General features: G+C 45.0%; 15 protein-coding genes. 10 read left to right on the top strand and 5 right to left on the bottom strand.

All coding sequences use genetic code 11. The annotated features are described in order from the left end of the window. The first annotated feature begins 294 nt into the window (after positions 1–294). The 8 genes from IQ257_RS04900 to IQ257_RS04865 all read left to right on the top strand — a co-directional run bounded on the left by IQ257_RS04900 (position 295) and on the right by IQ257_RS04865 (position 5,248). Positions 295–549: a hypothetical protein gene (locus tag IQ257_RS04900; protein WP_193872520.1), complete on the top strand. Its 255-nt coding sequence runs from the start codon at positions 295–297 to the stop codon at positions 547–549. 183 nt (positions 550–732) lie between these two features. Continuing rightward, entirely contained in the window at positions 733–993 is a 261-nt protein-coding gene (locus IQ257_RS04895) for a hypothetical protein (RefSeq protein ID WP_193872521.1), read from the top strand. 55 nt (positions 994–1,048) lie between these two features. Next, positions 1,049–1,378 carry a hypothetical protein gene (locus IQ257_RS04890; RefSeq protein WP_193872522.1) on the top strand — a complete coding sequence of 110 codons (330 nt, stop codon included), beginning with the start codon at positions 1,049–1,051 and terminating at the stop codon, positions 1,376–1,378. A 12-nt stretch (positions 1,379–1,390) separates the two neighbouring features. Then, a complete protein-coding gene (locus IQ257_RS04885) occupies positions 1,391–1,615 on the top strand; it encodes a hypothetical protein (protein WP_193872523.1) in 225 nt (74 codons plus the stop codon). Further along, positions 1,615–2,379, top strand: coding sequence for a zonular occludens toxin domain-containing protein (locus tag IQ257_RS04880; protein ID WP_193872524.1), 765 nt, complete (start codon positions 1,615–1,617; stop codon positions 2,377–2,379). Before IQ257_RS04885 ends, IQ257_RS04880 begins: the two co-directional genes overlap by 1 nt. After that, a complete protein-coding gene (locus tag IQ257_RS04875; RefSeq protein ID WP_193872525.1) occupies positions 2,379–3,758 on the top strand; it encodes a filamentous hemagglutinin N-terminal domain-containing protein in 1,380 nt (459 codons plus the stop codon). The genes IQ257_RS04880 and IQ257_RS04875 overlap by 1 nt, the downstream gene beginning before the upstream one ends. Positions 3,759–3,861: 103 nt before the next feature. After that, a complete protein-coding gene (locus IQ257_RS04870) occupies positions 3,862–4,746 on the top strand; it encodes a protein rep (RefSeq protein ID WP_193872526.1) in 885 nt (294 codons plus the stop codon). Then, positions 4,733–5,248, top strand: a complete 516-nt coding sequence (locus tag IQ257_RS04865) for a hypothetical protein (RefSeq protein WP_193872527.1) — start codon at positions 4,733–4,735, stop codon at positions 5,246–5,248. Before IQ257_RS04870 ends, IQ257_RS04865 begins: the two co-directional genes overlap by 14 nt. Before the next feature lie 45 nt (positions 5,249–5,293). Here IQ257_RS04865 and IQ257_RS04860 read toward each other — a convergent pair whose 3' ends face one another. From IQ257_RS04860 to psbU, 4 genes are all read right to left on the bottom strand, one after another. Next, positions 5,294–5,896, bottom strand: coding sequence for a DUF1802 family protein (locus IQ257_RS04860; RefSeq protein ID WP_193872528.1), 603 nt, complete (start codon positions 5,894–5,896; stop codon positions 5,294–5,296). Positions 5,897–5,999: 103 nt separating this feature from the next. Beyond that, a complete protein-coding gene (locus tag IQ257_RS04855; RefSeq protein ID WP_193932946.1) occupies positions 6,000–7,454 on the bottom strand; it encodes a PAS domain S-box protein in 1,455 nt (484 codons plus the stop codon). A 543-nt stretch (positions 7,455–7,997) separates the two neighbouring features. After that, positions 7,998–9,713 (bottom strand): L-aspartate oxidase, encoded by a 1,716-nt coding sequence (gene nadB / locus IQ257_RS04850; RefSeq protein ID WP_193872530.1) that lies wholly within the window; start codon positions 9,711–9,713, stop codon positions 7,998–8,000. Positions 9,714–9,990: 277 nt separating this feature from the next. Next, on the bottom strand, positions 9,991–10,446 hold the full coding sequence (gene psbU / locus IQ257_RS04845; protein ID WP_193872531.1) for a photosystem II complex extrinsic protein PsbU: 456 nt from the start codon (positions 10,444–10,446) through the stop codon (positions 9,991–9,993). A 304-nt stretch (positions 10,447–10,750) separates the two neighbouring features. Here psbU and IQ257_RS04840 point away from each other — a divergent pair, with 304 nt between their 5' ends. Then, the gene (locus IQ257_RS04840; protein ID WP_193872532.1) at positions 10,751–11,302 is read left to right on the top strand and encodes a Uma2 family endonuclease; all 552 of its coding nucleotides are present in this window, start codon (positions 10,751–10,753) and stop codon (positions 11,300–11,302) included. Further along, complete coding sequence (locus tag IQ257_RS04835; protein ID WP_193872533.1) at positions 11,274–11,525, top strand: hypothetical protein; 252 nt, start codon at positions 11,274–11,276, stop codon at positions 11,523–11,525. The genes IQ257_RS04840 and IQ257_RS04835 overlap by 29 nt, the downstream gene beginning before the upstream one ends. Before the next feature lie 72 nt (positions 11,526–11,597). On the opposite strand, the gene hisC is transcribed toward IQ257_RS04835, so the two are convergent. Next, positions 11,598–12,689 carry a histidinol-phosphate transaminase gene (hisC, locus tag IQ257_RS04830; RefSeq protein ID WP_193872534.1) on the bottom strand — a complete coding sequence of 364 codons (1,092 nt, stop codon included), beginning with the start codon at positions 12,687–12,689 and terminating at the stop codon, positions 11,598–11,600. Positions 12,690–12,834 lie beyond the last annotated feature (145 nt).

Raw genomic sequence — 12,834 nt, 5'->3', positions numbered from 1 at the left:
TTGCTACTCAAGTAGCTCCCTGGATAATTAAAATTGGTCTTGTCTGGATTTTATTTGTTATCTTCCTCTGGGCATTTTCTGTTTATCTACAACGTCGTTCTACCCGTCCAAAAGTTGTTCGTCGGGGGTCAAGAAAATGATGAATTTTTTAGCGGATATTCAATTTCAGATGCCCGATAATCTGACACCACAGGATTTTGTTCAACAGAATATTGTTCAGTATATTATGCCGAATGTCATCACTTTTATTTCGGCAGTAGCTGGCATAGCTGTTTTTAAGGGCTTAATAAGGCGATGAACGAATGTCCCTACGAGCTGCCTATAACTGATGAACAGGAATCTCAGCTTAACATCGACTGTGATAGAGATTATGGACTGCATCCTTGCTGCCCTGGTGTCAATCAGACTGTTGCTCTTTATGGGAGTCCTTCTCAAATGGTTGGCGATGCTGTTTCTGGCACAGTTGGCTTTTTTACAGGAGAAGGATTGGGGATTGTTTCAGCTTTCGCTCTCGCTTTAGGTGTTGGTTTTTTTCTTAAAAGTAAATAGGAGGAATTATGTCAGATTTTTTGTTCTTTTTTGCGCAAACCTTGCCCGACCTCCCCCAGTTAACGTCTGAGATGGGTTCCTTTTTTCAGGATTCTCTGAATTGGGCTATCTCGGCTTCTGGGATTTACCTGGGCTTTTGCAGCCTACTGGCATTGACTGTTTACTTCTTTAAGTGAGGTTATTATGTTCCAAGCCTTTCGTCGATTTCAACGTGCTGTGATTCAGCGTTATTTCTTTCTGGCTTTAGTGGCGTCTCTTGCCATTTGTTTTTCCGCTGCTCCAGTTCGTGCTCAGACTAGCTTCGATGATTCCATTAAGCAGATTGACACTCTGGTTGCTACCCTCGGTGCGATGATCGTGACCTTTAGTGGTCTGGTTATTAGTCCGTTAGGTATCCGGTCAGCCGCTCGTGCCTATGATCATATCGTTCTGAGGAATCTCTAATCCTTTAATTCTGATGAGGGGGGCTAAGTGCCTCCCTTTACTTTGGAGGTAAACTGTGAAGCTTTTTCTGTATTTAGTGCTGTCAGCTTGTTTTCTTGTTGTTCAGCCTTCTGTACTGCGGTCACAGCAGGTAGAGATTGAAGTGGAGACGGGACCGGAGTTTCATCCTTTTGATGAGCAGACTGTTTTAGGTTGTATCCAGTCTAGGTTTCAGACTCGGTTTCCCTTTGATTTTTATGCAGCTCCTTCTCTGGGTTCTCTTTCCTGTCCTTCCGCTGAGTTCTTTGGGGAAGAATGGGAAGCTTGTTGGCTAGTTGATATTTGGCATTCTGTGGAGCCAGGGGTTGTTTTGGCGATGCTCTATTTTGCCATCTTAGTACTCTAATGGGAATTATTTATGGGAACATTTGGAGAGTTTTTTTGTAACGTTACTAAAGCCTTTTCTTCAATTCTGCCAGCGACTCCTGAGGATTTAAAGTTAGCTAGTTTAGCGAATCAGTTGGCTGGTGCGGTTCCGTTTGTTGGTGGTCAGTTAATTCTTGAGGCTGCTCAGAATATAAGTTTGGTTCTTTCTTTGGTCGTGCCTTTCAAAATTTATAAGATTATGGGAGGTAAATTCTAATGGTTTATATTCCACCGGGAACTATTACAGGTATTGTTGGTGAGATGGGTTCTGGTAAAACATTTGTAAGTCTTTTAGTGGGGTTTGAGATTGCTGAGGCATTAAAACTGGATATTATTACTAACTTCCATTTGAATGCCAAAGCGCTTTATTACTATTTTCTTTATAATGGCTACACTTGGCTTTTGAGTCGATTGATTCATGGGTATATTCAAGTTCGTTCCTGTGCATCTGGTGATAAGCTTCTTCTGAGTGAATTTATGCGAGAGAAAAAGACTCTTTATATTATTGATGAAGCAGGTGCTGTCTATTTAAATGCTAGGAATTTTAAGAACATTCCTTTAGATTTTCTAGCAAGTTTAGCTCAAGTTCGGCATGATTCGCGGCGTATATTTTGGATAGGACAATATAAAGACCAGGCTGATAAAACAATTCGAGAGTTGACTTCGGCGTATATATTTTGTGATTGTCCAACTAAGAATAGTGACAAACTGGGTGGGAATCAGGAGTTAGTTGGTAAGTTTTTCAGGATTTTTACAGCTCGTAATTTTACAGTTTTTGAGCGGAAAGTGTTAGGGGGACAGGTGACAGGATTCAAGGCTTATGCGTCTAGTCTTAAGTTAGCTGAGAAGACTTATCAAGGTAATCTTACGGCTCTTGATAAGCTTCTTTTCAAGTGTTATTCCTCGTTTGCACGAGTTGAGGAAAATCCTTGTTTAGTCAATCCTCTTAAACCTTGGATTTCTTATAGGGAGGTGTGCTGATGATTGAATCTTTGGTTTTGGCTCAAATTACTCCTATGGTTCCCACTGTTGTGATTGAACAGCAGCTTAATGATTATCAGGTAACAGGGGGTGACCAGAAAGGAGCTAATCTTTTTCATACGTTTGAGGAGTTGAATTTAGGAAGTAATCAGTCTCTTGATTTTCTTGTCCCGCCTGAAGTTCAGAATCTTTTCAATCGAGTAACGGGAGGGAATTTCTCTTACATTAATGGGCGACTGACTGTTACAGGTGGTACTCCTAATTTCTTTTTAATCAATCCGTCTGGTATCGTTTTTGGTTCTAATGCTCAGATAAACGTTCCGGCTGCCTTTACAGCGACTACAGCTACTTCGATTCGATTTGAAGATTTGGCAGAATGGTTTGCCGTTAATCCTCTTGATTCTGATTCATCTAGTTCAGCTTTACCTCGGTTTTTAGTTTTTGGTTCCTCTGTCAAGAATCCTATTTTGAACTTTGGCGTTATTGAAGCAGAATCGATTAATTTCAGTGCGGGTTCAATTGTTAGTGTGGGTAGGTTGGATGCAGAACAAACAACTCTTATCCCTGTTCCTCCTAATATTTTTAGTCGTTACACAATCGATGTTAATACAGGAAATTGGAGTATAATTCCTCAACCTTCTTTTGAGCTTCCTTTTTCGGATATTCTTCTAGTTTCGTCTTCTCCCTCTTTTTTTGTCTCTACTAATTTTTCTGGTTCTCTCCAGGGTAGTGTCTTAGTTTATCTTGGAGTGTCTGGCTATGTTTTGCGTTCGCCTGATGTTTTGATTGGTAATCAGTCTGAATCCCAGATTCGTGAAATCTTGAAGGGCCAGGGAGATATTTATCGTGTTGATTGGGCTTCTGTTCCCGATCTACCAGCACTTGAGCCGGAGGTTCCCACTCCTGATCCACCAGCGCCTGAGCCGGAAGTTCCTACTCCCGATCCACCAGCGCCTGAGCCGGAAGTTCCTACTCCCGATCCACCAGCGCCTGAGCCGGAAGTTCCTATTCCCGATCCACCAGCACCTGAGCCTGAGGTTCCCACTCCCGATCCACCAGCACCTGAGCCGCAAGTTCTCACTCCCGATCCACCAGTTTCTGACTCGGAAATTCTTACTCCTGACTCAGAAGCTTTGGCTGACCCAGAACCAGGAACTTTGGTTTCTGTACCAGAGAATTTTACAGCGGCGAAATTCCTAGATGAAACTTTTGCTGATTCGGCAATTGAGGCGGCTATTGCTGAATCTTCTCCCATTTTATCTCCTGTCTGGAATTTTTCTGAAGAGATTAAGCTTCAGTCGTTCCCTGACCCCTATTGTTTGAGCTGGTCGAGGCTTCGCAATGGGGAGTTAAGTTGCCTTTTGAGGATTAACCCGTAGGGCGCGAAGCCCGTCAGCGTAGCCCGGAACGGAGTGGAGGGCAGCGAGGGCGAAGCCATCTATTTACTTGAGAATATAGGCATAATTGCAGCGCTTTGTACTTATGGACAATTTTGACTCTTTGAAACAGTACAGCTTGGGGATTGTAGCTTCCTATCTCGCTAGTGAGCGCCCAGATTTTCAGCGATATGCTGAGCGGATTTTGAATTGTGCGCCTCGATTTGATTTTCGACTGATACCGGGTGAGTTAAGAGGGGATACTCTTTTGGCTCATATTCAAAATGTGCGCTGGTGTCGTTGTCGGCAATGTCCCTTGTGTCAATGGGCAAAAGTTTCTAAGTGGAGGGCTAAGTTTTTTCGGGGTTTTTCCCGGCTGCATTCAGATTTTTCCAATTATCGTTGGATTTTTCTGACTTTCACGGTTCGTAATTGTCCTGTTGACCGATTGCGGTTACAGATTGATTCGATGGCTAAAGGATGGCATCGATTGCTTTCTCGTCGTAGTGTTTCTCCGTCTGGCTATATTCGGTCGTTTGAGGTTACTCGTTCCCAAACAGGTGAAGCTCATCCTCACTATCATGCTTTGTTGTTAATGCCCCCTGAATATTTCTCTGAGAGTTATTTAAACACTGAACAATGGGTTCAGTTTTGGCGGGAGTCAGCGAACTTGGATTATGACCCAGTTGTATACGTTCGTTCTGTTCAGCGACGCGGTAATCAAGGTTGGGTTGATGCGTTATTAGAGGTCGTTAAGTATTCGGTTAAGCCTTCAGATTTAGCGGTTGATGCTGAATGGCTTTATGCGATTACTGACCAGTTGAAGAAAACTCGCTCAGTGACGGTTGGTGGGCTTGTATCCCAGTATGTGAGCCAAAAGCAGTTGGATGCCATTGAGTCTAATCTCACGGCTGGGGATGAGCAAGCTCAAGTTGGGATTCCAGTATCTCTTGAGTGGAATCATCTGGAGGATTATTATGAGTTTGTTTAAGAAAACATTTTTGAGTACAGCATTTATTTTATTATCTTTTCCTCAGAATGCTTTAGCCAATACAGCTTTTATTTTGGAATTTGATAAAGCTATTGATATCGGTAGCATTTCTCACGAGAAATATCAAATTTTTGCCCCTCGGTGGGTCGATGAATCTCCTTGTTTGTGGGAGGTAATATATTCTGTTTCTGGTATTAACCAAGCTAGAAATTTCGATTCTAACAAAATTTATACAGTTTTTCGTTTTCGATTTTTTACCTCTGAGGGAGAGGAATTTTATCCTCTCTATCTAAATTTTAATGGCGGTCCTGCAAGTATATATAATGGGTATCCTCATACTGACCCGCCTTGGAGTTTTAGCCGTCCTGGTTGTCCGCCTCCTCCAGATGATGATGACGATGATGATGACAATGAATGCCCAGATTTAAATATCACAGTTCGAGCACTTCCGGCTCGGCGTGTAAGGGTACGTGCTGATGAGGACTGGTGTCAATCCAACTAGTGTCGTGGTAGAGCTTTGTTATCACGATAACGTAGTATTGGCGTGTTACATTCTTAACCTGGGGATTCTCTGTAGCCTTAATTCCTTAAGAACCTGACAAATTTGACCCGTTTCCTTGACGTACTCCCCATCACCTAAAACAGGAACAGAACCCTCTAAAGAAATCGGTGCAGCTAAATCAATCCATGAACGACAACCCCCATACTCGGAACGGTAAGGAATCTGGTGAACGGACGTCAGTTTATAAGTCCGCAACAACAGGATGTAGAGAGGTTGACGGGGCTTCCACTTGAAACGTGCACTGACAAACTTTTCGTTCCAGATGTGATAGGGTGACAATGCCTCAAGATCTGGTGGTTCACTGACCCTTAAAATATCAGTAATTTCAGCCCAACTCCCAACCCGCACGGTTTCTGGATGCCAACCGGATGTGACTGGTGTCACCTGATGGGTGTACTCAGCTTTGAGTAAGTCAGGTTGTTGATGTTCGTAAGTGGGGTAAAGTAAAACTTGGTCATAGGCGACTTGGAAGCGGTTGCCTTCTTCGCGAATGCCTCCTTTACGAAGCAGTACGATTGTTTTGCCCTGTTCTAAAGCATCAACGGCAACAGCCCATTCTTTCAGGGCTTGAGTGGTGGTTGATTCCATGATGCACGTTTTAATAAAAAATACCCGAATAGTTTCCCAGCCTGCCATTGACAGCTTATGCTGCCTGTTCTATAGGATAATTGATTGAGAGGGAGGGCGATCGCTAATTGTACTCTCCCATTCCGATAGCTATACCCAAAAGTTGCTTAGGTAAACCTCCACTGGTTCGATTCAACACCACTTCTTTGATCCGAAACCACTGCCATTGATTATTGGCGTCTTTCATACGCAGCTCGTCTTCGAGTATCTCACCTTCTCTAGCCATAGCAAATCGCTTTTGCATAGCAACGAGTTTGGGCAAATCCTCAGGATGGACGAATTCCGAAAAAAATACCATCCCCATCCCTCGGATAGCTTCTGGTGTTTTACCATAAAACTCGTTGGCGTTACGGTTTAAGTAGGTACGATGCTGTTGAATTAAGTCGTGGATATAAATTAAATTGGGTGAGAGTTGTGTAAGCTGCTCGATGAAACGATGGGTTTCTTGCAACGCCAATTCTGCCTGTCTACGTTCAGTGATATCTCGAATAAAGCTTTGTATCGCTAACTGACCGCCATATTCAATCACCCGACTGCTCACTTCAATGGGTATCTGAGCGCCGTTTTTACATTGATGAACGTGTTCAAAGGTAACGCTACCCGTTTGCCACAACTGTTCAAGTACAGCTTTCCGTTCATCAGGGTTCATCGGAGGACTAAATTTATCAGACGGTAACTGTAGCAGTTGTTTACGAGTGTATCCTAAACGCCGCGCCGCGTGTTCGTTGACATCTAAGAGAATATTGGTGGAATGGTCGGTAATAAAGATAGAATCGTGCGCCCACTCAAACAAGTTGCGATGCTTTTCCTCCGATTCTCGTAGGGCTTCTTGGGCTTGCTGGCGCTCAGTAATATCTCTTGCCGTATACACGACGGCTTCAACGGTACTATCTGCACCATGAATAGGACTGAGAATGTATTCGTAGTCTCTGATACCGTTAACCGTAGGCAAGCTGATTTCCTCGGCAATGGATTGCCCTATTGCTAAGGCAGTGCGTAATTTTATTTCAAAAGGTTTCATGATTTCTGCTGGCAAGCCCAAATGTTCCCAAGTCTTGCCGTACAGTTCAGTTCCCTCAAGTCCCAAGGACTGTAGAAAGGCGCGGTTGGCATAAGTATACCTGCCCAATCGGTCATACATACAGACGTGATCGACTGAGGCAGAAAGGACTTGATCGAGTATCCGCGATCGCTGCTCAATTTTAGCGACTAATTGTTGCAGTGCTTCTTCTGGAACACCAACCTTGTTATCTGAGTGATCTGAAACCGTTTCCTCTGCGAACTGACCTAGTTTCTGATTCAAGCCAGCAACTTCTTGGCTGAGTGTATTCAGTTGTTCTTGAACGCCTTCGAGTGAATCTGATGATGTGTTGTCAGCAACAGCAAACACTTGCCTCAGTGCACCAACTATAACAGCGGTTCTGGATTGACCCGTTACCTCGGCTTGCTCCATCACTGCCTGCATCAGATCTTGTGGTAGTCTCAAGGTCACTACCCGACTGGACACTTTATGAACCATTTCTATAGCAATTCCACCAGGTTAACTTGAGTTAATTTTCTTTAACTTAATCGGCTTAGAGGTATACTTATGTGAACTTTTCGTAAATATATTATAAATATTTGATGTCATAATGGCTATAAATACTTAGTGGAGTGGGTATCCAATGGCAATCGGCTGACAAGCCCTTGCATTCAGGACTCTGCAAATAAAAATACCGAAGTATTTTCGTGGGCAGGCGTCTGCCTATCCATGGTAGGCAGATACTGATCCTAGGGGATAATTTATTTTGTTGGAGTTTCGTAACTATTTTTTATTCTCTATTGAGTAAAAATAGTAGGTGAATCCTCACCGATTGATCGCCCTAAGCTGCTATTAAACCCAACATCTTGTGCAGTACCCAGAAATAACGTAATCCGATGCTAAGGTCGGCTCGGCAGCAGAATTGGCAATTTCTGCCCCAGCTTCCTTGAGGGAACTCCGTTTTTTTGATTAGTTTTAAGGATCAAATTTTTCAGGGAGTCAAAAGGAACGTTTTGTAAGTCTTAACTTGCTGGTATTTTTCTAAAATGACGTTCCGATTAGCGACGATTTCCACCATTGATTTCTTTGCACTAACGTATGGACTTGCCAGTCAGGGTCGGGGTGCGGATAGTCTGAGCGATAATGTCCACCTCGACTCTCTGTGCGAAAGGCAGCACTTTTTAGAATTAAGTGCGCCACATCCAGTAAATTGTAAGTCTCTCCCCAACCTCGCAACTGATGGTCGGCATCGGGTAAATTCACCTTAAGGGTTTCGGTAGGGGTTAAATTCATTAACAGTTGGCTCAAGGGCAGAGCCGCAAATTCAGAGCGCCAGATTTCAACTTGAGCGATCGCACTGTTCAAACCCTCTGCCGACCGAGAAATACCCGCACTTTGCCAAACGAGGTGTCTTAACTCGGCGCGGATTGCTGCTATTTTTTCGATTTGAGTAGCCCAGTCCGCGATCGCTAAATCGGAAATGGAGAATCGGAAATCGGGAATCGGGGCTAATTTCTCAGGGGTTATTTTCGAGAGCTGAGCACCAAACACAATGCATTCGAGCAGAGAGTTGCTAGCGAGACGGTTGGCACCATGGACCCCTGTACTTGCCGTTTCGCCAACGGCATACAAACCGGGAATTGAGGTACGAGTCATCAAATCCGTGGCAATGCCGCCCATCCAGTAATGAGCAGCGGGAGCGACGGGAATCGGCTCGTGAAATACGTCAATTCCCCACTGCTGACAGACTTGGATGATGTTGGGAAATCGATGGCGAATGCGATCGTCTGGAATTGGTCGCAAGTCTAAGTAGACCGTTGGAGAATTATCCTCCCCACTCCCGTTCGACTGACGCTCACGGCAGAAGCCCACTCCCCATTCCCCACTCCCCACTCCCTTTTGTAAATGATTAAAAATTGCACGGCTGACTACATCTCTGGGTGCAAGTTCTCCGGCTGAATGGTAATCAAAGGCAAACCGCCGTCCTTGAATATCTACCAAGTGAGCTCCTTCTCCTCGGACGGCTTCACTAATCAGAAAGTGAGGAGCACCAGCTTTAGTCAAGGCGGTGGGATGAAATTGCATGAATTCTAAGTCTCGCAGCATAGCTCCAGCACGCCAAGCCATTGCCACGCCATCACCCGTGCTAACCTCTGGGTTGGTCGTCTGCACAAACACCTGACCCCCACCTCCGGTTGCCAACACGACTGCCCCAGCCTGTACCCAACTGAGACGACCTTGGTACATCAGGCTGACTCCCTGACAGTATCCAGTTTGGGAATTAATCCATAACGAGAGTGCAAAGGCTTGCTGTAAAACAGTGATATTCTGGCAGCGCAATACTAGAGCCGTAAGAGTGCTGACTACAGCTCGACCTGTGGTATCAGCGGCATGGAGAACCCGGGCACGGGAATGCGCAGCTTCTAAGGTTAATGCCAACTGGCTGCCGTGACGGTCGAAGGCAACGCCCATCTCTACTAAAGACTGAATGCAATCGCCAGCCTGTTCCACCAGAAACTGCACAGCATCTGAGTCACAAAGACCAGCACCCGCCTTGATTGTATCCTCGATATGCAGCACAGGTGAGTCCTTCGGATCGATAGCAGCGGCAATCCCACCCTGCGCCCAGTCACTGGCACCTGTGGATAAGGTATCTTTCGTAATCAGTCCTACTCGCAATGTATCGGACAGGCAAAGGGTGGCGTAAAGTCCCGCTGCACCTGCACCGATCACGAGAACATCAAACTGGGTAGGCATTTCTAGGGGAGATAGAGAGTTAGAGGGGAGAGAATTCAACTTCGCTCGGTTCCTAAGGAAATTTAATGAATTGTAATAAATAGCCCACCCCCTGAAGGAGTGGGTTAGACAAAGAATTTTAACGAGAATTCGATTCGGTAGGTGTGCTGTAGATTGGCAGACTAGGGCAAGGGGAGAGGGAGAGAGTAGAAAACTTATCTCATTACTCCCTTTCTCTTTAGCTCCTAGTCTCTAGGAATCTACCCAATTTACCGATGCCTGAATTGGCACTCTAGTTTTAGTAGACGCCCGGATTGTATCGATCGCCACCTTCTACGAAGGTCGGATCGACTTCGGTCACCGTAAACTTATCCAGGTTGGCTTGCAGGAGCTGTTTTTGGCGATCGCTAAGTCCCGGAATATCCAGAACGTCCTCTACCTTCTGATAGGGAGCATTCTGAACAACTTTGCTAGCGATGTTAGGGTACATCCCCCGATACTGCCGAAAGGCGCGAACATGAGTATTGTTCAAATCGATTTTTTGACCAAACTCAGTGGCTAACTTGTCATCCGCTGGATTGCGGTAGGTAGCCTCGGCAATTAAAACAGGTGATGCCTGCAAAGCCACCTGACTGAAAGAAGCCCCGTTAGACCAAGGCATCGGTGCAGCCATTGCCCTCTGGGGCAACCCGAACCAACCTAAGCAACCGACTAAAAGCCCTAAGACTACTACTAGGCGAACTAATCTGTTCATCAACTCTCCTCTTTACTCAAACAAAACAATCCTGAAGAGAGAATGGGTCTCTCTTCACGTAATTTTAATTTTTGTTTTCTATCATCTCATCTTATACATATCTGTCTCAAGACTGTTGAGCAAAGAAGATAAAGAACTGTCGGTTCGCTCATTTTAGAGACTGAGGTGGAATTAGTGAGCGCTTGAGTTCAACTTTATCTCATCAGGCGGCATAACCTGGCGTGTCAGTCAGGTCATCCAGCGCTAATCTATGAGGTGATGGATATTCCTGAGTATTGGACTGTAGACTATTTGAGGAGGTTCTATGGCAACTCTTACAACTCTTACCCGCAAAGACCTGGAAAAATTACAAGCACAAAATCCTGACTATCCCATGGAGTTGGTTGAGGGGAACATTATCGTTATGAGTCCATCAGGTTATGAATCAGATGAGGTTGCCCTCGAACTTGCTGCTCAGTTACGAAACTGGGTTAGACCTCGCAAGTTAGGACGTGTGACAGGTTCGAGTGCGGGTTTTGACCTCCCCAATTCTAATGTAAGAGCACCTGATGTCTCTTTTGTTCTAGCAGAGCGATTGCGCAAAAGTCCCGGTTCTTTTGCTCAACTGGCTCCTGATCTGATGGTTGAGGTTAAGTCTCCAACCGATAGCTTAAAAGCACTCAGGGATAAGATCAAGGATTTCCTCGCTCAAGGAACAAAAGTAGGGATTCTGACTCACCCAGAAAAGCATACGGTGGAAATTTATCGTCCCAATCAGGAAGCCGTTATTTTGGGTGATGGTGATGTTTTGAGTATTCCCGATTTGCTCCCTGGTTTTGAGGTGGCGGTTGCTGATTTGTGGTCGCCAGAGTTTTAGCCCTAATAGAAGACTAATCCCAACTAAAGCAGAACGATCGCCTGAACTCAACTTTCCCTCCTCAGGCAGCATAACCTGGCGTGTCAGTCAGGTCATCCATCGCTCGCTAATCTATGAGGTGATGGGTATTCCTGAGTATTGGACTGTAGACTATTTGAAGGAAAATCTGTTGATTGTACAGGAGGAAGCAGAATCCATTGAGCAGTTGGTGCAAAGGCAGTGATGGAGAATTGGCAACCTAAGAAGCCATCGATGCATCTAGACTTCTCATTGTCCCAAGCTGCTTAAACAGAACTCAGGTTAGAGTAATCAAAGCTGCTATCAGCATTTGATTTTGCTCATTAGTGCCGATGCTAATGCGAAGTTTATCTTCTAAGCCAGGCTGATTGAAGTAGCGCACCAAAATCCCCTGCTCCTTTAGTGCTAGATAAATTTGTTCTGCATTACCCTTGGGCGGTTGTGCCAACAGGAAATTAGTTTGAGAAGGCCACAACTGGAAGCCTAATTGCTTGAGAGCTACTGCCAACTGGGCTCGCGATCGCTTTACCTTTGTGGCACATTCGTTTTTATAGGCTTGGTCGCGTATCGCCGCCGCACCGACCGCACAAGCAATTGCATCAATATTATAGCTATCTTTCACCTTAAACAGCCCAGCTAATAACTTTGGATTAGCAATTCCAAAGCCCAAGCGTAAACCGGCTAGCGAGTAGCCTTTAGATAGCGTTCGCAGCACAATTACGTTCTCGAATTCTTCAACTAACGGCAAGGCGGTTTCTGCCGCAAAATCAACGTAAGCTTCATCAATCACTAAAACACTAGACAACCTTGAAGCCAATTGTCGTAGCTGGGCGCTTGCAACAACATGCCCGGACGGGCTATTGGGTGAGGCAATTAACGTTACCACACCCTTGGCTGCCACCAGTTCTTCAATTGGTAAACAGTAGTCCTCTGGATAGGAAATTTCAATATTCTCTGCTGACTGCATCTGCGTTAACGTGCGATATAGCACGTAAGTTGGCACGGGATATACCACCTTACGCCCTGGCTCTGCACAAGCACGTACCACTAAATTCAGTACTTCATCACTGCCATTCCCAACGATTATCCAGTCAGCAGGAACTCCTAGTGCTTCGCTTGCCGCTTGACGAAACTCCGATGCATAGGGATCTGGGTAGCGTCGCAACCATTCACTATCCAAGTTTCGCAGCACTTCTATCGCAGCAGGTGAAGGTGGATAGGGATTTTCGTTGGTATTGAGCTTAATGATTTTTGTCCCAGGCTTTGGCTGCTCGCCGGGGATGTAGCCAACCATTGCATCAATGCTTGGGCGCAGGTATGGACAGGCTAGCCCTGCTTCACTTTTTAGTTTGTTACTATCCAATTTCATTCAACTGGTTGTTTGAACTTAATTTGGGTTGTCTAAAATATATTTGATTGTGAGTGAGCACTCGCCTACTGGCACAACACAAAATCGTGCCTCAATGTAGTATACATCATAATATTTTGTTGCGATTCCACATACAATTGGCAAA

This window comes from Coleofasciculus sp. LEGE 07092 (genome assembly GCF_015207375.1).
Classification (GTDB): Bacteria; Cyanobacteriota; Cyanobacteriia; order Cyanobacteriales; family Coleofasciculaceae; genus LEGE-07092.
Note: the sequence above shows the minus strand (reverse complement) of the source record. Positions and strands in the feature narration are given on the sequence as shown.